Raw genomic sequence first — 22244 nt, 5'->3', positions numbered from 1 at the left:
GCCCCACCACCGACCCACCAACCACCGGCCGAGCAGTGGCGTTCCACGAATCCACCAACCACGAACGCTCCACATCGGACAACAACTCCACCGCACCCACCGGCACCTCGGGGTCGGCGAGCACGGCGCGCAGCACCCGCAGCAGCCGGTCGCGGACCGACTCGGCGAACGCCTCGTCGAACACCTCCGGCTGCCGGTCGAGCCGGAACGACAGGGCCGAACCGGGCATGGCCAGCAGGGCGAGCGCGTAGTGGGTGGCGTCACCGCTGTCCGAGGAGAGCACGCGCAGCCCGCCGGTGCGCACCGAGTCGTTCAGCTCGTCGGTGTTCACCGGGTAGTTCTCGAAGACCATCTTCGTGTCGAACAGGTCCGTCACGCCCGCGGCGCGCTGGATCTCGGCGAGGCCGAGGTGCTGGTGCGGCAGCAGCCGCGCCTGCTCGTCCTGCAGCCGCGCGAGCATCGCGAGCACCGGTTCACCCGGGCGCATGCCGGCTCGCAGCGGCAGCGTGTTGATGAACAGCCCGAGCATGTTCTCCACACCCGGCAGCTCAGCGGGCCTGCCGGAGACCGTCACGCCGAACACCACGTCGTCGGTGCCGGTGAGCGAACGCAGCACCATCGCCCACGCGCCCTGCACGACCGTGTTGAGCGTCAGCCCGTGCGCACGGGCCAGCTCGGCCAGTGCCGTGCTCTCCTCAGTGGACAGTGCGAAGTGGAGCGAGGCGGGTAGCTGCGGGGTGCTCGCGGCAGGAGACACCCTCGTCGCGCCGGGCAGGTCGGCCAGCGCGTCCCGCCACGCGGCGACCGCCGCGTCCCGGTCGCGGGTGGCGAGCCAGTCGAGGTAGTCCCGGTACGGCCGCACCGGCGGCAGCACCGTCTGATCGCCGCCGGACCGGTAGAGGGCGAGTAGCTCACGCAGGAGGATCGGCAGCGACCAGCCGTCGAACAGCGCGTGGTGCAGCGTGGTCAGCACCCGGTGGCGTTCGGCCGCGAGCCGCAGCACGGTGCAGCGCACCAGCGGCGGGCGGGTCAGGTCGAACCGCTCCGCCCGGTCCGCCGCGCGGAGCCGGTCGGCCTCGGCGGCCGGGTCGGGCAGGCCGGTCAGGTCGTGCTCCCGCCAGGCCGGCGCCACGTCGCGGACGACGACCTGCACCCACTCGCCGGAGCGGCGCTGCCGGAACCCGACGCGCAGGTTCGCGTGCCTGGTGAGCAGCGCGCCCATCGCGGTGCGCAGCGCGGCCGCGTCCAGGGGGCCCGCCAGGTCGAACACGAGTTGCACCTGGTAGATGTCCGGCCCGTCGCCTGCCTGGACACTGTGGAAGACGAGACCTTCCTGCAGCGGCGACAGCGGCAGGATGTCCTCGATGGTTCGCTGCGAACGGCTCACTGGTGGGTCTCCAGGTCGGCGATCAGGTCGGCTTCGAACTCGTCGATCTCGTCCTGCGTCATCGAGGACACGGCGAGGTCGGAGGGGGTGACCCCGCCCGCGCCCCGGTCGGCCGCGTGCGTGGTCAGTGCGGTCAGGGCGGCGAACCACAGGTCGGCCAGCTCCCGGACGGCGTGCTCGGACAGCGCACCGGGCGCCCACTGCCAGGCGGCGACCAGCTCCGCGCCGCGTGGCCCGTCCTCGGTCAACGCGGTCAGTTCGAGGGGGTGCGCGAGCGGGGCCGCCGGGTCCTCACCGGGCACGAGTCCCGCGGCTTCGGGGACCACCAGCCAGTCGGCGCCCGAGTCGGTGTCACCGGTGGTGAACCGGCCGAGGTAGTTGAAGCCGATCTCCGGGGTGGGCAGGCCGGCGAGCACGGCCGCGGTGGTCTCGTCGAGGTGGCGCAGCAGGCCGTAGCCCATGCCCTTGTCCGGCGCCGCCCGCAGCTGTTCCTTGACCCGCTTCAACAGCACGCCCGCGGCGGGGCCACCGGCCCAGGCGTCGGCCCGGTCGAGCGGTCCCGGGCTCACGCGGACCGGGTGCACGCTGGTGAACCAGCCGACCGTGCGGGACAGGTCGGCCCGGTCGACCACGTGCTCCTCTCGGCCGTGGCCCTCCAGCATCACCAGCACCGCGCCGTCGTCCGCGCGGCGCCACTCGGTCACGGCGAGCGCCAGTGCGGCCAGCAGCACGTCGTTGACCTCGGCGCCGTAGGCCGAGGGCACCTCGGTCAGCAGGCGCGCGGTGACGTCCGCGTCGAGCGTCCGGGAGAGCCGCCGGGCGGTGCCCGCGGTGTCGTGCGCCGGGTCGAGTGCCCGGTCGGCCACGCGGACGGACCGGCCGGCGAGCACCGCCTGCCAGTGCGGGAGTTCGGCCTGGCGTCGCGGTGTGCCAGCCTGTTCGACCAGCAGCCGCGCCCACCGGCGCACGGACGTGCCAACCGGTTCGAGCTTCGGCTCGCGGCCCGCGTCGACGGCGGCCCACGCCTCGGCGAGGTCAGGCAGCAGGATCCGCCACGACACGCCGTCGACCGCGAAGTGGTGCACCACGAGCATGAGCCAGCCGGGCGTGTCCGGTCCTCGGTCGAACCACAACGCCCGCACCAGGTCACCCCGCGCCGGATCGAGTTGGCCGACCGCCGTCCTGCCACCCGCCCCGGCGAGGGCCCGCAACGTGGGGTCGTCCACCCCGGCCGCGTCGACCCGGCGCACGACCGCCCGCACCGAACCGGGTGCGCGGATCTCCGCCGTCCACTCAGGAGTCACCACCGTGCGGAGTGCGTCGTGGTGGTCGAGCACCGCCTGCAGTGCCTCGGTCAGCGCCGTCTCCCCGAGCGCCGGCGGCACCCGCACGGTGACGGTCTGGCTGAACCCTGCGGCCGGGGCACCGCGGTCGGCGAGCCAGCGCAGCACGGGTGTGAGCGGCAGCGGGCCGATTCCCGCGCCCGGCTCCTCGACCGGCCGGCCGGTCGAGGCGGTGGCGACGGCCGCGAGGTCGGCGATCGTCCTGCGCTCGAACACGTCCCGCGCGGTGAAGTCCAGGCCGACGCGGCGGGCCCGGCTGACGAGCTGGATGGACAGGATGCTGTCGCCACCCAGTTCGAAGAACCCGTCCTCGGGCCCCGAGCGGTCGATGCCGAGCAGCTCCGCGACGAGTCCACAGAGGACTCGTTCGGCCTCGGTGACCGGTGCCCGGCCCTCGGTGCCGGCGCTCCGCACCGGTGCGGGGAGGGCCGCGCGGTCCAGCTTTCCGTTGGGTGTCAACGGCAGCGCGGCGAGTGGCACGAGCGCGGCCGGGACCATGAAGCTGGGCAGCCGCGCCACGAGGTGCTCGCGGACGTCCGCCAGGTCGAGGTCGCCGTCCTCGGGCACCACGTAGGCCACGAGCCGCTTGTCGCCCGGCCGGTCCTCGCGCACGACCACCGCGTTGTGCGCGATCCGCGGGTGCGCGGCCAGTGCTGCCTCGATCTCACCGCGCTCGATCCGGAACCCGCGGATCTTGACCTGGTCGTCGGCACGGCCCGCGAACTCCAGCAACCCGTCGAGGTTCCACCGCGCGAGGTCGCCGGTGCGGTACATCCGCTCCCCCGGCGCGCCGAACGGGCAGGCGACGTACCGCTCGGCGGTCAGGTCCGGGCGGCTCCAGTAGCCCCGCGTCACCCCGCTGCCCGCGACGTACAGCTCGCCCGCGATGCCGGGTGGCAGCACGCGCAGCGACACGTCGAGGACGTACCCGCGCATGTTGTCCAGCGGCCTGCCGATCGGCACCACGCTCGGCGGTTCGGCCAGCGCGGGCACGGGGTACCTGGTCGCGAACACGGTCGTCTCCGTCGGGCCGTACCCGTTGATCACGGTGGTCGACGGGCAGCGCCGCTGCACCGCGGTGACCGCGGCCGGTGCCACGACGTCGCCGCCGGTCCAGACCTGGCGGACGGTCGCGAAGCTCTCCGGCGCCTCCTCCGCGAGCACGGCGAACAACCCGGCGGTGAGCCACAGCGCGGTGATCCGGTGCTCGACGACGAGCGCGCCGATCGTCCGCGCGTCGAGCCTGCCCGCCGGGGCCACCACGACCTCGCCGCCGCGCAGCCAGGCCATCCACAGTTCGAGGGTGAGCGCGTCCCAGGCGTGCGGCGAGTGTTGCAGCACCCGGTCGACGACCCCGCCGTCCCACCAGCGGTCCCTGGCCAGGGCGACGATGTCGTCGTGGGTGGCGACGACGCCCTTCGGGGTGCCCGTCGAGCCGGAGGTGAACATCACGCAGGCGGCCTGGTCGGGCCACACCCGCACGGCCGGGAGTGCGGCCGGGGCAGCCGTGTCGTCGACCGCGAGCACCTGGGCGTCCCCGGCGATCTTCCGGGCGCGGTCGGCCGACACCCGGTCGGCCAGCACGACCGGCGCCGCACTGTCGGCCACGATCCAGCTCAACCTGCTGTCCGGGTTCTCCGCGTTGAGCGGTACGTAGGCGGCACCGGCCCGCACCACCGCGAGCACGGCGACGAGCAGGTCGGCCGACCGCTCCATCAGGATCGCGACGCGTGTCTCCGGCGGCAGCGCACCGAGGCGCGCGGCGAGTTCCGCGGCCCGCCGGTCGAGTTCGGCGTAGCTGAGCGTGGTGCCCTGGTGCGTGACGGCGGGCCGGTCCGGGTGCTCGGCAACACGCTCGGCGAAGACCTCCAGCAGGGTGCCGCTCGGCACGTCCCGCACGGTGCCCTGCCAGCCGGTCAGCAGCTGGTGCCGTTCGTCGTCGGCAAGCAGGTCCAGGCTGCCGATCGGGTGTTCCGGGTGGGCGGCGACGGCGGTGAGCACGCGGACCAGCCGGTCGACGAGGCGTTGGGCGGTGGCGTGCGCGAACAGGTCGGTGGCGTACAGCAGCGAGACGTCCAGTCCGGTGTCGCGGCCGCGGTCGGTCACGGTCCACGCGAGGTCGAACTTGGCCGCCTGCGCCGACACCGGCCGGGCCCGCACGGCCACGCCGCCGGGCAGCGCGAGGTCGAGGTCCTCGGGGTGCGTCACCGACAGCACGACCTGGCACAGCGGGTGCCGGGCCAGCGAACGCTCCGGGCTGAGCACGTCGACGAGCCGCTCGAACGGCAGGTCCTGGTTGGCGTACGCGGTCAGGTCGACCTCGCGCACCCGGTCCAGCAGCTCGGCGAACGACGGGTTGCCGCCGGTGTCGGTTCTGAGCACGAGCGTGTTGACGAAGAACCCGACCAGCGGTTCGAGGGCCGCGTCGGTGCGCCCGGCGACCACCGTGCCGATCGGCAGGTCGGTGCCCGCGCCGACGCCGGTCAGCACCGCGGCCAGCGCGGCGTGCACGACCATGAACAGGCTCGCGTCGTGCTGCCGTGCCAGCGCGGCCAGCGCGGCGTGCGACTCGGGCGGCAGCGTGGCCGCCGCCGTGCCGCACCGGTGCGACGGGCTCGACGGGCGCGGCCGGTCGGTGGGCAGGTCCAGCTGCTCCGGCTGACCGGCCAGGGTGGATCGCCAGTGCGCGAGCTGCGCGGAGATCGCGCTGTCGGGATCGTCCTCGCCGCCGAGCAGTTCCCGTTGCCACAGCGTGTAGTCCGCGTACTGGACGGGCAGCGGTGCCCAGTCCGGCGCGGCACCCTCGGCCCGTGCGGTGTACGCCGCCGCGAGGTCGCGGGCCAGCACCGGCATGGACCAGCCGTCACCCGCGATGTGGTGCACGACGAGCAGCAGCACCCACTCGTTCTCGCCGGTCGCGAACAGCGTCGCCCGCAGCGGCCCGTCGACGGACAGGTCGAACGGGGCCTCGGCCGCCGCCCGCAGGAGGTCGTCCACCCGCTGGCCGCGGGCGTCGACGGCCGCGAGGTCCGGGGTGGTGTCGAGGACGACCTGGTGGGGCCCGTCGGCGTCGTCGGCGAAGACCGTGCGCAGCGTCTCGTGGCGGGTGACGACGTCGGCGAGCGCGGCACGCAGCGCGTCCGGCCGGAGGTCGCCGGTGAGCTTCAGCGCGACCGGGATGTTGTAGGTCGCGTTCGGTCCCTGCAGGCGGTTGAGGAACCACAACCGCTGCTGTGCGAAGGAAAGCGGGATCCGGGCGGGCCGCGGCCGCGCGGTCAGCCGGGGCCGGCGGGCGTCCTCGGGGACCAGGCCCGCGGCGATGCCGGCGACGGTCGGCGTCTCGAACACCGTCCGCACCGAGAACTCGGCGCCGAACGCATCGCGGATCCGGCTCGCCAGCCGGGCGGCGAGCAGCGAGTGCCCGCCCAGGTCGAAGAAGCTGTCGTGGATCCCGACCTCGGCGACCCCGAGCACGGCGGCGAACACCTCGCACAGCGCCGCCTCCGCAGCGGTGCGTGGTGCGCCGCCGCCCGTCGCGGTGTGCTCCGGGGCGGGCAGGGCGGCGCGGTCGAGCTTGCCGTTCACCGTGAGCGGCAACCGGTCCAGCGCCACGAACGCCGACGGCACCATGTGCTCGGGCAGCAGCCGTGCCGCGTGCGCCCGCAGCGCGCCGGTGTCCAAGCCGCTCACCACGTACGCCACGAGCCGCCTGTCGCCCGCCTCGTCCGCGCGAACCACCACCGCCGCCGCGGCGACCTCGTCGTGCCGGGTCAGCGCGGCCTCGACCTCGCCTGGCTCGATCCGGAAGCCGCGGATCTTCACCTGCTCGTCGGACCGTCCCAGGTAGACGAGTTCGCCGTCGGCGGTCCACCGGGCCAGGTCGCCGGAGCGGTACATCCGCTCTCCCGGCACGCCGTGCGGGTTCGCGACGAACCGCGCCGCGGTCAGCCCGGCGCGGTCGAGATACCCGCGCGCCACACCGGTGCCCGCGACGTACAGCTCGCCGACCACGCCCGGCGGAACCGGGTCGAGCGCGTTGTCGAGCAGGTAGACCCGCACCCCGTCGAACCCGGTGCCGATCAGGCTGCCCGCCCCGGCACCGGTGGTCGCCCGGTCCAGCGCGCGGTGGGTGACGTGCACGGTCGTCTCGGTGATCCCGTACATGTTCACGGCGACCGGCCCGCCGGCGCCCCGCCGCGCGTACCAGTCGTCCACAACGGACAGGTCGAGTGCCTCGCCGCCGAACACCACCCAGCGCAGGGCGAGCCGGGACACGACCGACGGCCGGGCGGCCTCGGCGAGCGACAGCTGTTCGAACGCCGACGGCGTCTGGTTGAGCACGGTGACGCCCTCGTCGGCGAGCAGGTCGAGGAAGTCGTCCTGCGCACGCACGATTTCGGGCGGCACGACCACGACCCGGCCGCCGTGCAGCAGCGCGCCCCACAGCTCCCACACGGAGAAGTCGAAGGCGACCGAGTGGAACATCGTCCACACGTCGTCGGCGTCGAACCCGAACCGCGCCCGGGTCCGGTCGAACAGGTCGAGCACGTTGCGGTGCGCGACGACAACGCCCTTGGGCCTGCCGGTCGAGCCCGACGTGTAGATCACGTACGCGGCGTGGTCCGGGTGCCGCGCACCGCGTTCGGTCACGTCGAGGTCGGCCGCCGGGTGCGCGCGCCAGCCGTCGCCGTCAAGCAGATCCGCGTCGATCACGGCCGCGGGGGTGGCGTCCGCGAGCACGAACGCGATCCGGTCCGCCGGGGCCCGCGGGTCCACGGGCACGTACGCGGCACCCGCCTTGACCACCGCCAGCAGCGCGACCACGAGCCGCGCCGACCGGGGCAGCAGCACGGCGACACGTGACTCCGCGCCGACGCCCCGGGCCCGCAGTTCCCGGGCGAGCTGGTTGGCGGTCGCGTTCAGTTCGCCGTAGGTCAGGGTGCTTTCGCGGAAGCTGACCGCGGGTGCCCCCGGTGCGGTGGCGGCCAGTGACTCGACCACGTCGGCCAGGTGCGTGGTGGCCCGGCCTTCCCCGCTCCTACCGCTGCTCGGCCACTCGGTGAGCAGCCTGGCCCGCTCGCCGGGCACCAGCACGTCCACACTGGACACTGGCCGGTCCGGGTCGGCGGTGACCTGGGTGAACACGCCGGTGAGCCGGGTGGCGAGGGCCTCGACCGTGGCGCGGTCGAACAGGTCGGTGCGGTAGGTGAAGCGGCAGTCGAGCCCGTCCGGGGTGCCCTCGGCCGTGTAGCGCTCGGCGATGTTGAGCGACAGGTCGAACTTCGCAGCCTCGGTGCGCACCGGCACGGTGGCGACGGTGAGGCCGTCGAGGTCGGCCAGGCGAGTGCCCGCCCGCTGCCCCGAGGCGCCGTCGACGGACACCGCCACCTGGAACAGCGGGTGGTGGGTCGTCGACCGCTCGGGGTTGAGCACCTCGACGAGGCGTTCGAACGGCACGTCCTGGTTGGTGTGAGCGGCGAGGTCGGTGGCGCGGACCCGGCCGAGCAGTTCGCGGAACGTCGGCGCGCCGGAGAGGTCGGTGCGCAGGACGAGCGTGTTGACGAACAGGCCGACCAGGTCGGCGACGGCGTCGTCGGCGCGGCCGTCGACGGGGGCGCCGATCGGGATGTCGGTGCCCGCGCCGAGCCGGGACAGCAGGGTGGCGAGCCCGCCGCGCACCACCATGAACAGCGTCGCGCGGTGCTCCCTGGCGAGGGAGACGAGGCGGGTGTGCAGGTCGGCGGGGAGCGCGAACTCCACGGCCGCGCCCCGCGTGCCCGCCGTGCGGGGCCGGTCGAACGGCAGGTCGAGCGCGGTGGGCAGGCCGTCCAGTGTGGACGTCCAGTGCGCGAGCTGCCGGCTGATCTCGCTGCCGGGGTCGTCCTCGGCACCGAGGATCTCGCGCTGCCACAGCGTGTAGTCCGCGTACCGCACCGGCGGCTCGGCCCAGTCCGGCGCGGCTCCCGCGCGGCGGGCGCGGTAGGCGGTGACCAGGTCCCTGGCCAGCGGCAGCAGCGAGCCGCCGTCGGCCGCGATGTGGTGCACGACCACGAGCACCACGTGTTCCTCGGCGGCGAGCCGGTACAGCACGGCACGCAGCGGCGGCTCGGCGGACAGGTCGAAGGGCACGCGGACCGCGGCGCTCATCGCGTCGGCCAGCTCGGTCTCGGTGGTGGGCGTCGGCACGAGGTCGACGTCGGCGGTGTCGAGGACGACCTGGTGCGGTCCTTCGCCGTCCTCCGGGAAGACCGTGCGCAGTGGTTCGTGGCGGGCCACGACGTCGCGCAGCGCGGCGGTGAGCGCGGCGACGTCGAGGGTTCCGGTCAGCCGCAGCGCGGCCGGGACGTGGTAGGCGGCGCCGTCGGAGGAGAACCGGTTGAGGAACCACAGTCGCTGCTGCGCGAACGACAACGGCAGCCGCTCGGGCCGCGGCACGGGTTCGACGGCCCGCCGTGCCCGGCCGGCGGCGCCCACCGCACGCGAGACCCCGGCGACGGTCGGCGCCTCGAAGAGCTGCTTGATCGACAGCTCGGCGTCGAGTTCGGCCCTGACCCGGCCGACCAGGCGGGTCGCGAGCAGCGAGTGCCCGCCGAGGTCGAAGAAGCTGTCGTCGACGCCGACCCGGGGCACGCCGAGCACGTCGGCGAACAGGCCGCAGAGCAGTTCCTCGCGGAAGTCACGGGGAGCGCGGTAGGCCGTGCCGGTGGTGCCGTCCGGCGCGGGCAGCGCGTCGCGGTCGATCTTGCCGTTGGGGGTCAACGGGATCTCGTCGACGACGACGACGGCGGACGGCACGGCGTGCGCGGGCAGTGCCGCCGCCAGGAACGTCCGCAGTGCCGCGGGATCAGGTTCGTTCTCGGCGACGACGTGGGCGACGAGCCGGTCGTCCCTCGCCACCACCACGGCCGCGGCGACGTCCGGGTGGCGCAGCAGCGCGGACTCGACCTCGGCGGGTTCGACGCGGTGGCCCCGCACCTTGACCTGCCGGTCGGCGCGGCCCGCGAACTCCAGCTGCCCGTCCGCGTTCCACCGGACGAGGTCGCCGGTGCGGTACATCCGCTCGCCGGTGCCGAACGGGCACGCCACGAACCGGTCCGCCGTGGTCACCGGGCGGCCGAGGTAGCCACGCGCCAGTCCGGGACCGGCGACGTACAGCTCGCCGACCACGCCGGGCGCGGCGGGGCGCAGCGCGAAGTCGAGGACGTAGGCGCGGGTGTTGGTGATCGGGTCGCCGATGGGACGGGCGCTGCCGGACAACGGTTCGCTCATCGACACGCAGACCGTGGTCTCGGTCGGCCCGTAGGCGTTGATCATGCGGCGGCCGCGGGACCACCGGTCCACCAGCTCCGGCGGGCAGTCCTCCCCCGCGACGACCACCGCGGTGTCCGGGGGGAACTCGTCCACCCGGGACGCCGCCAGCGCCGACGGGGGCAGGGTGACGTGCGAGACCCGTTGTGCCGTCAGGAGGTTCGCGAGCGCCGGCCCCGGCATCAGGTCGTCGCCGTCGGCCAGCACGAGGCACGCGCCCGCGAGGAGGGTCACGACGATCTCGGCGACGGCGGCGTCGAAGCTGGGGGACGCGAACTGCAGCACCCTGCTGTCGGGTCGGATGGCGAACCGCTCGGCCTGCGCGTGCGCCAGGCTCGCCACCCCGGTGTGGCTGACCACGACACCCTTCGGCGTGCCGGTGGACCCGGAGGTGTAGATGACGTAGGCCGCCGACGCCACCGGCGGACGCAGCCCCAGGTCGTGGGCGGGCATCGCGGCCAGCCGGTCGACGGTGCCGGGGGCGTCGAGCACCACCGCCGCACCGGACGCCACCTCGACACCGGTGTCGGTGAGCACGACGGCGGGGCTGGCGTCGTCGAGCAGGAACGCCACGCGCTCCGCCGGGTAGCCGGGGTCGATGGGCACGTGCACGCCACCCGCCTTGGTGATCGCCAGCAGCGCCGTCACCAGGGCACGCCCGCGCGGCAGCACGACGGCGACCCGCACCTCCGGCCCGACGCCGTGCCCGGCGAGCAGGCGGGCGAGCCGGTTCGCGTCGGCGTTCAGCCCGGCGTAGGTGATCTCCGTGTCCCCGACGGACAGCGCGGTGGCGTCCGGGGTCCTGGCCACCTGCGCCTCGAACAGCTCGGCCAGCGTGCCGGCCGGGACGTCGGCCGCCGTGTCGTTCCACTCGACGACCGTCCGCGCGTGCTCGCCGGGCAGCAGCAGGTCGAGCGCACCGACCGCGCGGGTCGCGTCGGCCGTCATGGCGCGCAGCACGAGCAGGACCCGGTCGAGGATCCGCTGCGCGTCCACCGTGGACACCCGGTCCGGCTGGTGGTCCAGCCGCAACCGCAGCCGCTCACCGGGGGCGACGACGAACCCGAGCGTGTAGTGGGTGGCGTCGCGGCCGAGGCCGGGCTGGACCCGCACGCCGCGCACCACGCGGTCTCCGTCGTGGCCGTCGTTCGGGTAGTTCTCGAAGACCATCGACGTGTCGAACAGCTCCCCGACCCCGGCGAGGCGTTGCACGTCGGCCAGCCCGACGTGCTGGTGGTCCAGCAGCCGCGCCTGCTCGGACTGCACCCGCCGCAGCAGGTCGCCGACGGGCTCCCCGGCACGCACCGACACCCGCAGCGGCAGCGTGTTGATGAACATGCCGACCATGCCCTCGACACCGGTCAGCTCCGGCGGCCGGCCGGAGACGACGACACCGAACACCACGTCGTGCCGGCCCGTTGTCGCGCCGAGCACGAGTGCCCACGCCACCTGCGCGACGGTGTTGACCGTGACGCCCTGCGCGCGGGCCCAGTCGGCCAGCCGCGCGGTCTCGTCCTCGGGCAGGGCGGTGGTGATCGCGTCCGGGTGTCCCGCGCCCCCTCGGTCCGGGCACACGATCGTCGGCGCGTCCACACCGGACAGCGCGGCCCGCCACGCCGCCTCGGCCGCCGGCTTGTCCCGCGCCGCCAGCCAGGCGAGGTGGTCGCGGTAGGGCCGGACCGCGGGCAGCGGCGCGTCGTCGCCCGCCGACTCGTACAGCGCCATCAGGTCGCGCAGCAGCACCGGCATCGACCAGCCGTCGAGCAGGACGTGGTGGTTGGTGAGCACGAACCGGTACCGCGGTCCACCCAGCCGGATCAGCGTGAACCGGATCAGCGGCGGGGTCGCGAGGTCGAACCGCCTGCCCCGGTCGTCGTTCATGGCCGCCGCGAGCGCGGTCTCCTGGTCGGCCGCCCCGGTCAGGTCGACCTCGTGCCACGGCAGGGCGACCTCGCGGAGGACGACCTGCGTCGGCCGGCTCAGCCCCTGGTACCGGAAGCAGGCGCGCAGCGCGCCGTGCCTGCGCAGCAGCGCGGCGCCCGCGGCCTTCAGCGCGGGCACGTCCACCGGACCGTCGAGGTCGAAGTACGTCTGCACGTTGTAGACGTCCACGCCGGCCTCGTCGTAGGCGTTGTGAAACAGGAACCCTTCCTGCAGCGGGGACAGCGGCAGGAGGTCCTCGATCACGCGCGGGCGCTGGCTCATGTGAACGACTCCAGTTCGGACTCGAGCTGGTCGATGTCGCTCTGGTCGAGCATCGACAGGGACACGTCGGACGGGGTGAGCCCACCCGAACCGGGCCGGGCGGCGTGGTCGACGACGGCGCGCAGCTGGTCGAACCAGGCCAGTGCGAGCGCGCGCACCTCGTCCTCGGACAGCAGGCGGGTGGCCCACGTCCAGGTGGCGACGAGTTCCGGCCCGTCGGCGCCGTCGCGGACCACGGCGGACAGCTCGACCGGGAACGCGAGCGGCATCTCCGGTTCCGCCCTGGCGAGCAGGCCCGCACCCTCCTGGGCCACCGACCAGCCCGCGGTGCCGGTGGTGCCGGTGTCGAACCGGCCGAGGTAGTTGAACGAGACGTCCGGTCCGCCGAGCCGGGCCAGTTCCTCGCCCGCCTCCGGGTGCACGTGGCGCAGCCACCCGAAGCTGACGCCGCCGTCCGGCACGGCACGCAGCTGTTCCTTGACGCGCTTGAGCGCCGCACCCGCGGCCGGGCCACCCGCCAGCGCGTCGTCGGCGTCGATGCCGGTGACGTCCAGTCGGACGGGGTGGATGCCGGTGAACCAGCCGACCGTGCGGGACAGGTCCGCGTGGTCGAGCAGGTCCTCGGCACGGCCGTGGGTTTCCAGGCTCACCAGCAGGGAGCGGTCCGAACCGCCGCGCCAGCGGGTCGCCGCGAGCGTGAACGCGGTCAGCAGCACCTCGTCCACTCCAGCGTTGAACCGGCTGGCGGCCGTGGTGAGCAGCGCGGCAGTGGTGTCGGGGTCGAGCGTCAGCCGCAGTTCGCCCGCCGTCCCGACGGTGTCGGCGGTCGGGTCGAGCGCGGCGGCGGGCAGCACGCGGCCGTCACCGCGACCGAGCACCGCCCGCCACGCGGGCAGCCGGTCGTCGAACCCGCCTTGTTCCGTCCGCGTGGCCAGCGCGGTGGTCCAGTGCCGCAGCGACGTGCCGACGGGTGCCAGCTCGGCGGGCCTGCCCTCGACGGCGGCGGTGCACGCCGCGACCAGGTCCGGCAGGAGGATCCGCCACGAGACCCCGTCGACGACGAGGTGGTGGGCGACGACCAACAGCCTGCCCGGCTCGTGCGGGCCGCGGTCGAACCACACGAACCGCACCACCTGGCCGTCGGCGGGCCGCAGTTCAGCCCGGGCCGCCCGCGCCTCGCGGGCCATCGTTTCCCGGGTCAGGCCGGCGGTGGCGTCGACGCGCCGCACCCACCCGGTGAGATCGACCGCCCGCGCCACCGCGAACGCCCAGTCCACTTCGGACACCAGGCGCAGCCGCAGCGCGTCGTGGTGGTCCACCAGTGCGGCCACGGCGCGGTTCAGGTGCTCCTCGTCGAGCCCGGCGGGCACCACGAGCAGCGCGGACTGGTTGAACCCTTCGGCGGGCCGGAAGCCGGCGAGCCTGCGCATGGCGGGCGTCGGCGGCAGCGACCCGGTCGGCTCGGTGGTCGCCGCCGTGGTCCCGCTCTCCCCGGCCACCAGCGCCAGCCCGGCGACCGTCCTGCGCTCGAACACGTCGCGGACCGAGATCACCACGCCGGCGCGGCGGGCCCGGCCGACCAGGTCCAGCGACAGGATGCTGTCGCCGCCGACGTCGAAGAAGCTGTCGTCCACGCCGACCGGCCCGGTGCCGAGCACGTCGGCGAACAGCCCGCACAGCAGGTCCTCGACCGGGGTGCGCGGACCGCGGGCGGTGTGCGCGAACTCCGGATCCGGCAGGGCCCGGTGGTCGAGCTTCCCGTTGTGCGTCAGCGGAAGCTCGGGCAGCGTCACGAACGCGGCGGGAACCATGTGGTCGGGCAGCACCCGGGCGAGCGCGGCCCGCAGGTCCCCCGGTTCGCCGTCCGGTACGACGTAGCCGATCAACCGCTCGGCACGCGCCACCACCGCGCACGCCGCGACCCCGGCGCACCGGGCGAGCGCCGCCTCGACCTCGCCGAGTTCCACGCGGAACCCGCGGATCTTGACCTGGTCGTCGGTGCGGCCGAGGCACACCAGCGTGCCGTCGGCCCGCCTGCGCCCGAGGTCACCGGTGCGGTACATCCGCCCGCCGGTGAACGGGTCGGCCACGAACCGCTCAGCCGTCAGGCCCGGCCGGTCAGCGTAGCCACGCGCCACCCCGGCACCGGCCACGTACAGCTCGCCGACGACGCCGTGCGGCACCGGGCGCAGCCACGCGTCCAGCACGTACACGGCGGTGCCGCGCACGGGCGTGCCGACCGGCTGGATCCCGTCCGCCGCACCGGTTTCCGGCAGCACGTGGGTGGTCGCGGTCACCGTGGTCTCGGTCGGGCCGTAGGAGTTGACGACGCGCACCCCCGGGTGCCGGTCCTGCCACTCGCGCACCCGCGCGCCGGGGAGCCCCTCGCCCGCCAGCACCAGGTCGCGGGACGGCAGCAGCGCGGCGGGCAGCCGGTCGAGCAGCGCCAGGTGACTGGGCGTGGCCTTCAGGAACGTCACGCCGCCTGCCGGCACGGGCCCGGTGGTGCCGGTGTCGATCGCGTCGTAGAGGTCGGCCACCCAGACGGCGCCGCCGGCGGCGAGCGGACCGAGGACGGTGGTGACGGTCATGTCCGCGGACACGGCCCCGTGCAGCACCGACACACCGGCGAGCGACGGGTAGGACGCCAGGCACTCGGCGAGGAAGTTGTCCAGGTTCCGGTGTTCGACGGCCACGGCCTTCGGTTCACCGGTGGAGCCGGACGTGTGGATCACGTACGCGACGTCCACCGGCGAGACCGCGGCGAGCCGATCGTGGTCGGTGATCGGCCCGCCGTCGGCCGGGATGTCCGCGAAGGTCGCCGCGGACACCACGCACACCGGGGCGCGGTCACGCAGGATCGCCGCGTTCCGCTCCTCCGGGTGGTCCACCGCCAACGGCACGTAGCCCGCGCCGGTCTTCAGCACGGCCACGACCGCGACGAGCAGGTCCGCGGACCGGGGCAGGGACAGCGCCACCAGTTCACCCGGCCCGGCGCCGCGCCCGATCAGCAGGCGCGCGAGCCGGTTGGAGCGCTCGTCCAGTTCCGCGTAGGTGAGGGTGTGCGCGCCGTCCACGACCGCGGACGCGTCCGGCCGCGCGGCCACGTTCCCGGCGAACAGCTCCAGGAACGGCGTGCCCGGCGCCACCGCCGCTGGGGTGTCGGGTTCCGGGATGTCCGCCAGGTCCACGTCACCGATCCGGCGCGCGGGGTCGGCCGCGACGGCGGCGAGCACGGCCTGGAACCAGCCCACCATGCGGGCGGCGGTGTCCGGTTCGAACAGGTCCGTGCGGTAGACGAGCCTGCCGCGCAGCCCGTCCGGTTCACCCGCGGCCGTCCGGCGTTCGGCCAGCTGCCACGACAGGTCCAGTTTGGACCCGGCGGCGGGCGCGGCCAGCCGTGTCACGGCCAGGCCCGGCAGCCCGGCCACCGCGTCCAGTGCGGCGGCTTCGTCGGCGGTGTCGACGGACAGCAGCACCTGGAACAGCGGGTTGCGGGCCAGCGACCGCTCCGGCCGGAGCACGTCGACGAGCCGCTCGAACGGCACGTCCTGGTGGCCGAACGCGTCGAGGGTGGTCTCGCGGACGCGGTCGAGCAGCTCGGTGAACGCCGGGTTGCCGCCGGTGTCGGTGCGCAGCACGAGGGTGTTGACGAAGAACCCGACGACGTCCTCGGTCGCGCCGTCGGTGCGGGCCGCGATCGGCGAGCCGACCGGGATGTCGGTGCCGCCGCCGATGCGGGACAGCAGCGTGGCGAGCGCGGCCTGCAGCACCATGAACACGGTGGTGCCGGTGCGCCGCGCCAGCGCGGCCAGGGCGCGGTGCAACGCGGGCTCGACCGTGAACGCGACGTCGGCGCCCCGGTGCGACGGCACCGGCGGCCTGGTGTGGTCGGTGGGCAGGGACAGCTCCTCCGGCAGGTCCCCCAGCTGCCTGGCCCAGTACGCGAGCTGGCGGGCGATCTCACTGTCCGGATCGGACTCGGCGGCGAGGAACTCGCGCTGCCACAGCGCGTGGTCGGCGTACTGGGCGGGCAGCGGCGCCCAGCCCGGCGCGGTGCCGGCGCGGCGCGCGCGGTAGGCGGTGCTGAAGTCCCGCGCCAGCACGGGCACCGACCAGCCGTCGGCGACGATGTGGTGCAGCACGATCACCAGCGCGTGGTCCTCCGGGCTGAGTTCGACCAGCTCGACCCGGAAGGGCCGGTCGGCGGTCAGGTCGAAGGGGTGTCCGACGATCTCGGCGACCCGCGCGGCGAGCCCGGCCTCGTCGAGGGCGGTGACGACGACCGGGGTGGCCGTTCCCGGCGGCAGCACGACCTGGTGCGCCCCCGCCCGGTCCTCGGCGAAGGTGGTGCGCAACGCCTCGTGCCGGTCGACGACGTCCTGCAGCGCCTCGGTCAGTGCCCGCCGGTCGAGCCCGCCGCGCAGCCGCAGCGCGAGCGACACGTTGTAGGTGGCGCTCGGTCCTTCGAGCCGGTGCAGGAACCACAACCGCTGCTGTCCGAACGACAGCGGCACGCGGTCGGGTCGCGGTCCCGCGACGAGACCGGTGCGTGCGCTCGTCGCGTAGCCGAGGCGGGCCGCGAACTGGCGGACGGTCGGTGCGTCGAACACGGTCCGGACGGCGACGTCGGAGGTCAGCGCGGCGCGGACGCGGCTGACGAGGCGGATGGCCAGGACGCTGTCGCCGCCGAGGGCGAAGAAGTCGTCGTCGACGCCGACGGCGGTGCCGCCGAGCACCTCGCTGAACAACCCGCACAGCAGTTCCTCGACAGGGGTGCGGGGCGCGGTCGCGGTCGCGGTCGGCACGGGCACGGGAAGTGCCGCCCGGTCGAGCTTGCCGTTGGCGGTCAAGGGGAGTTCGTCGATCGTGACGATCGCCGAGGGCACCATGTACTCCGGCAGCACGTCCGCGAGCGCGGCACGCACCTCGTCCGGTGCGGGCGCGGCGCCGTCCGGCACGACGTAGCCGATCAGCCGCTGCTCCCCCGAGGGCACCACGACGGCCGCGGCCCTGACCCCGGGCACGGCCCGCAGCGCGGCCTCGATCTCGCCGGGTTCGACGCGGTAGCCGCGGATCTTCACCTGGTTGTCGACGCGGCCCGCGAACTCGAGGGTGCCGTCCGGTCGCCACCGGCCGAGGTCGCCGGTGCGGTACATCCTGCTGCCGGGCGCGCCGAACGGGTGCGCGACGAACCGCCCGGCCGTGAGGTCCGGGCTGCCGACGTAGCCGCGCGCCACCTGCGGGCCCGCGATGTACAGCTCGCCGACGACACCGGGCGGCACCAGCCGCAGGGCGGCGTCGAGGACGTACATCCGGGTGTTGCCCATGGGCCTGCCCAGGGTCACCACGTCGTCGGGCAGGTCGGCGACGGTGTGCTCGTCGACGGCGAAGGTGGTGCAGCCGACCGTGGTCTCGGTCGGGCCGTACTCGTTGAGCACGCGGGTGCCCGGGTGCCCGGCGAGCCAGGACCGCACCGCGCTGCCGAGCAGCGACTCACCGCCCAGCACCAGCTCGCGCGAGGGTGCGACCGAGGCGGGCAGCTGTTCGGCGAGCGGCATGTGACTGGGGGTGGCCTTGAGGAACGTCGCGCCGCCTGCCGGCACGGGCCCGGTGACGCCCGCGTCGACCACCTCGCGCAGGTCGACGAGCCACACCGCGCCGCCCGCGATCAGCGGCGCGAACAACCCGGTGACGGTGAGGTCGAACGACAACGACGAGTGCAGCACCGCGGTGCCGGCGACGCTCGGATAGATCTCCCGGCTCTGGAGGAGGTAGTTCACGACCGAGCGGTGCTCGACAGCGACGCCCTTGGGCCTGCCGGTCGACCCGGACGTGTAGATCACGTAGGCGACCTGTGCCGGCGGGATCGCGATCGGCGCCACCTGCCCGGCGGTGTCCGCCACGTCGTCGACGACCAGCACCGGAAGACCGGTCGCGGGCAGGTCGTCGCGGACGGCGGCCGCCGTCACGAGCAGGACGGGCCGGGAGTCGCCGAGGACGTGCGCGATCCGCTCGGCGGGATGTCCGGGGTCGACGGGCACGTAGCCGGCGCCGGTCTTCAGCACGGCGATGACGGCGGCGACCATGTCGACCGACGGCGGCACCGCGAGTGCCACGAGGTCCCCTGGCCGGACGCCGCGGTCGAGCATCAGGCGGGCCAACCGCCCGGCTCGCACGTGCAGGTCGCGGTAGGACACCGTCTCCCGCGCGTCCACCACCGCGGGCGCGTCCGGCGTCGCGGCGGCCTGCTCGCCCAGGAGGTCCACTATGGACACCGGAGGGACCGGGCGGAGCGGCTCGTTCCACTCGGTCAGCGCACGGGCGCGACCGGCGGCGCCGAGCAGGTCGACGCGGCCGACGGGCTGCGCGGGGTCGGCCACGATCGCGCGCAGCACCCGCAGCAGGCGCTGGACGAGATCCGCCGCACCCGCCCGGTCGAAGACGGCTGCCTGGCAGTCCATCCGCAGCCGCAGCCGTTCCCCTGGCACGCAGACCAGCGAGACCGGGTAGTGGGTGGAGTCGCGGACCTCGCTCGCGATCACGCGTGCCCCGCCGAGCCCGGTCATGTCAGCCACCCGGTCCATCGGGTAGTTCTCGAACACGAACGTGCTGTCGAACAGCCTCTTGTGGCCGGCGATCCGGTTGATGTCGGGCAGGCCGAGGTGGTGGTGCGGCAGCAGCTCGAACTGCTGCTCCTGGAACCGGGCCAGCACGTCGGCGAGCGGGGTGGCCGGCTCGACCTGCACCCGCACGGGCACGGTGTTGATGAAGAGCCCGACCATCCGCTCGACCCCGGCGAGGTCGGCGGGCCTGCCCGACACGGTGTTGCCGAACACCACGTCCGTGCGGCCGGTCAGCTGACCGAGCACGACGGCCCACGCCACCTGGAGGACCGTGTTCAGCGTGACACCCCGTGCGGTGGCGACCGCGGTCAGCGCGCTCGTGAGGTCCGTGTCGAGGCTGTGGTGGACCTGCACCGGGAAGTCGACGGCGTGCTCGTCGAAGTCCGGCGCCACCAGTGTCGGTCCACCGATCCCGGCGAGTGCCGCGCGCCAGGCCGCTTCGGCGGCGACGTGGTCCTGGCGGTCGAGCCAGGCGAGGTGGTCGCGGTACGGCGGCACGTGCGGCAGGTCGGCGTGCGGGTCGGCGTAGAAGGTGACGAGTTCCTCGGCGATCACCGGCAGGGACCACCCGTCGCGGAGGATGTGGTGGTTGGTCATGGCGAGCACGTGCCTGCCGCCACCCAGGGCCACGAGCAGGAACCGCAGCAGCGGCGGCTGGTCCATGCGGAACCCGATCGCGCGTTCACCGTGCAACAACGCGGGGAGGTCGTCGTCGGCCGCGGTGATCTCGCGGAACGGCACCTCCGCGTCGGCGACCACGAACTGGACGGCGTCGCCGTCGGCGCGCCAGCGGAACCCGGTGCGCAGGATCGTGTGCCGGTTGACGAGCGCCTGGGCGGCGGCCCGCAGCGCGGACACGTCCAGTGGCCCGGACAGTTCCAGCACGAGCTGCGAGGAGTAGACGTCCACGCCGCCGTGGTCGAGCGAGGAGTGGAAGAGCAGCCCCTGCTGCAGTGGTGCGAGCGGCAGCACGTCGGCCAGTCCGGCGACCTCCGCCTCGATGGTCTCGATCTCGTGCTGCGTCGTGCGGACCAGCGGGAAGTCCGACGGGGTGTGCCCGCCGCGCTCGGCCGCGGCCACGATCTCCCGCAGGGCGGTGAACCAGTGGCTGGCGAGGTCGCGGACCTCGTCGGCGGTCAGCGCGCCGTCGAGCCACGTCCAGGAGGCGACCAGGTGCGGGCCGTCCGCGCGGTCCTCGGTGAGGGCGTTGAGCTTCAGCGCGTGGGTCAGCGGCCCGGAGCCGGGGTCGGCGGCCGCGTCGTGTTCCGGCGCCAGGTCCCACGCCTCGGCGTTGCCCGCGCCGAACCGGCCGAGGTAGTTGAACGCGACGTCGGGTGCGGGCATCGCGGCGAGGACGGATGCGGTGCGCGGGTTGGTGTAGCGCAGGAGGCCGTAGCCGACGCCACCGTCGGGGACGGCGCGCAGCTGTTCCTTGACCCGCTTGACGGCACCGGCGACGTCACCCGTGCCGGGGTCGATGCGGACCGGGTAGAGGCTGGTGAACCAGCCGACGGTGCGGGACAGGTCGGTGCCGGGCACAAGGTGTTCCTCGCGGCCGTGCCCTTCGACGTCGACCACGAGCGCGGTGCCCGCGTCCTGTCGGAGGCGTGCGACGGCGATGCCGAGCGCGGTCAGCAGGACGTCGTTGACGCGTCCGTGGAACGCGGCGGGCACGGACGACAGCAGCGGCCCGGTGACGTCCGGGGGCAGTGTCGCGGCCGTCCGCCTGGCGACCGTCCCACCGGACCGGCCGAGTCCCGGGGTGCCGAGGATGCCTTGCCACAACGGGAGTTGCGCGGTGGTCTCGGGTGCCTCGGCCGCGGCGGTGAGCCGGTCGGCCCAGGTGCGGAACGAGGTGCCGACGGGGGGCAGCTCGACGGGGTCGCCGGCGGCGACGGCGCGGTAGGCGTCACGGAGGTCGGGCAGCAGGATCCGCCACGACACACCGTCGACGGCGAGGTGGTGGATGACGAGCAGCAGGCGGGAGCCCAGCCACACGACGCGCACGAGGTCGCCGGTCTCGGGGTCCAGCTCGGCAACGGCACGCCTGGCGTGCTCGGTGATCGCCGCGGCGAGATCGCCGGTGACGTCGACGCGGCGGACGCACGCGGCGGCGTCGACGGTGCCGGGTTCGCGGACCTCGATGTGGTCGCCGGCCAGCCGGGCGCGGAGCACCGGGTGGTGGTCGAGGACGGCGCCGAGCGCGCCGGTGAGGACGTCCATGTCGAGGTCGGCTGGCGCGCCGACGACGACGGCCTGGTGCGACCGGCGCACCTCCTCGGGCCCGGCGGCGAGCAGGCGGGCGACGATGGGGGTGGGCGGCAGGATGCCGGTGCCGGGGTCGTCCTCGCGGGCGACGGCGACGCCGACGACGGGGGCCAGCGCCGCGACGGTCTGGTTCACGAGCACGTCGCGTGGCGAGAGTTCGAGGCCCGCGACCCGCGCCCGGCTGACGAGCCGGATGGCGGTGATGCTGTCCCCGCCGAGATCGAAGAACCGGTCGTCGACGCCGATCTCGGGGACGCCGAGCACGTCGGTGAACAGCTCGCAGAGGAGTGCCTCGACGGGTGTCCTCGGCGCGTGGGAGGAGGTGGTGTACTCGGGTGCTGGCAGGGCCCTGCGGTCGAGTTTGCCGTGCGCGGTCAACGGGATCCGCGGCAGGACGACGATCGCGGCGGGAACCATGTGCTCGGGCAGAGTGGTCGCGAGCGCAGCCCGCAGCGCCACGGTGTCGACACCCGCCCCGACCACATAGCCGACGAGCCGGCCGTCCCGGACGACCACCACCGCGGCGTCCACATGCGCCAGAATCGCGGCCTCGACCTCCCCGAGTTCGACCCGATGACCACGAACCTTGACCTGATCATCAACCCGACCGACATACTCAAGCTGCCCATCAGCACGCCACCGCACCAGATCACCCGTGCGATACATCCGCACCCCGACACCGAACGGACACGCCACAAAACGCTCCGCCGTCAACCCCGGCCGACGCAGATACCCCCGAGCCAACACCACACCCGACACGTACAACTCCCCGACCACCCCGACAGGAACAGGCCGCAACCCCGAATCGAGCACAAAGACCTGCGTGTTCCAGAACGGCCGACCAATCGGCACCGGACCATCACCAACGCTGACAGGCAAGCGGAAATCCGTGCAGTTCACCGTCGCCTCGGTCGGCCCATAAGCGTTGATCACCTCGACATCCGGAAACCGCTCCCGCCACCCCCGCAACACCTCACCCCGCAAGGCCTCCCCACCCAGCACCAACGTCCGCGACGGCGACGACTCATCCGGCAGAGCCTCCAGCAACGGCAGATGACTCGGAGTGACCTTCATGAACGACGGCCGAACCCCATTGCCCTCCAACGG

Annotated in this window: 3 protein-coding genes; all 3 read right to left on the bottom strand. The window is 74.2% G+C overall.

The window, feature by feature from the left end; genetic code table 11:
• On the bottom strand, window positions 1-1387 hold a 1387-nt coding region (locus tag LX83_RS37310; RefSeq protein ID WP_253780868.1), incomplete at its 3' end, for a condensation domain-containing protein.
• A complete protein-coding gene (locus tag LX83_RS37305) occupies window positions 1384-12243 on the bottom strand; it encodes a non-ribosomal peptide synthetase (RefSeq protein ID WP_253780866.1) in 10860 nt (3619 codons plus the stop codon). The genes LX83_RS37310 and LX83_RS37305, both read right to left, overlap by 4 nt.
• Entirely contained in the window at window positions 12240-22211 is a 9972-nt protein-coding gene (locus LX83_RS37300) for a non-ribosomal peptide synthetase (protein WP_253780864.1), read from the bottom strand. Before LX83_RS37300 ends, LX83_RS37305 begins: the two co-directional genes overlap by 4 nt.
• Window positions 22212-22244 lie beyond the last annotated feature (33 nt).

The organism is Goodfellowiella coeruleoviolacea, assembly GCF_024171785.1.
GTDB classification, from domain to species: Bacteria; Actinomycetota; Actinomycetes; order Mycobacteriales; family Pseudonocardiaceae; genus Goodfellowiella; species Goodfellowiella coeruleoviolacea.
Note: the sequence above shows the minus strand (reverse complement) of the source record. Positions and strands in the feature narration are given on the sequence as shown.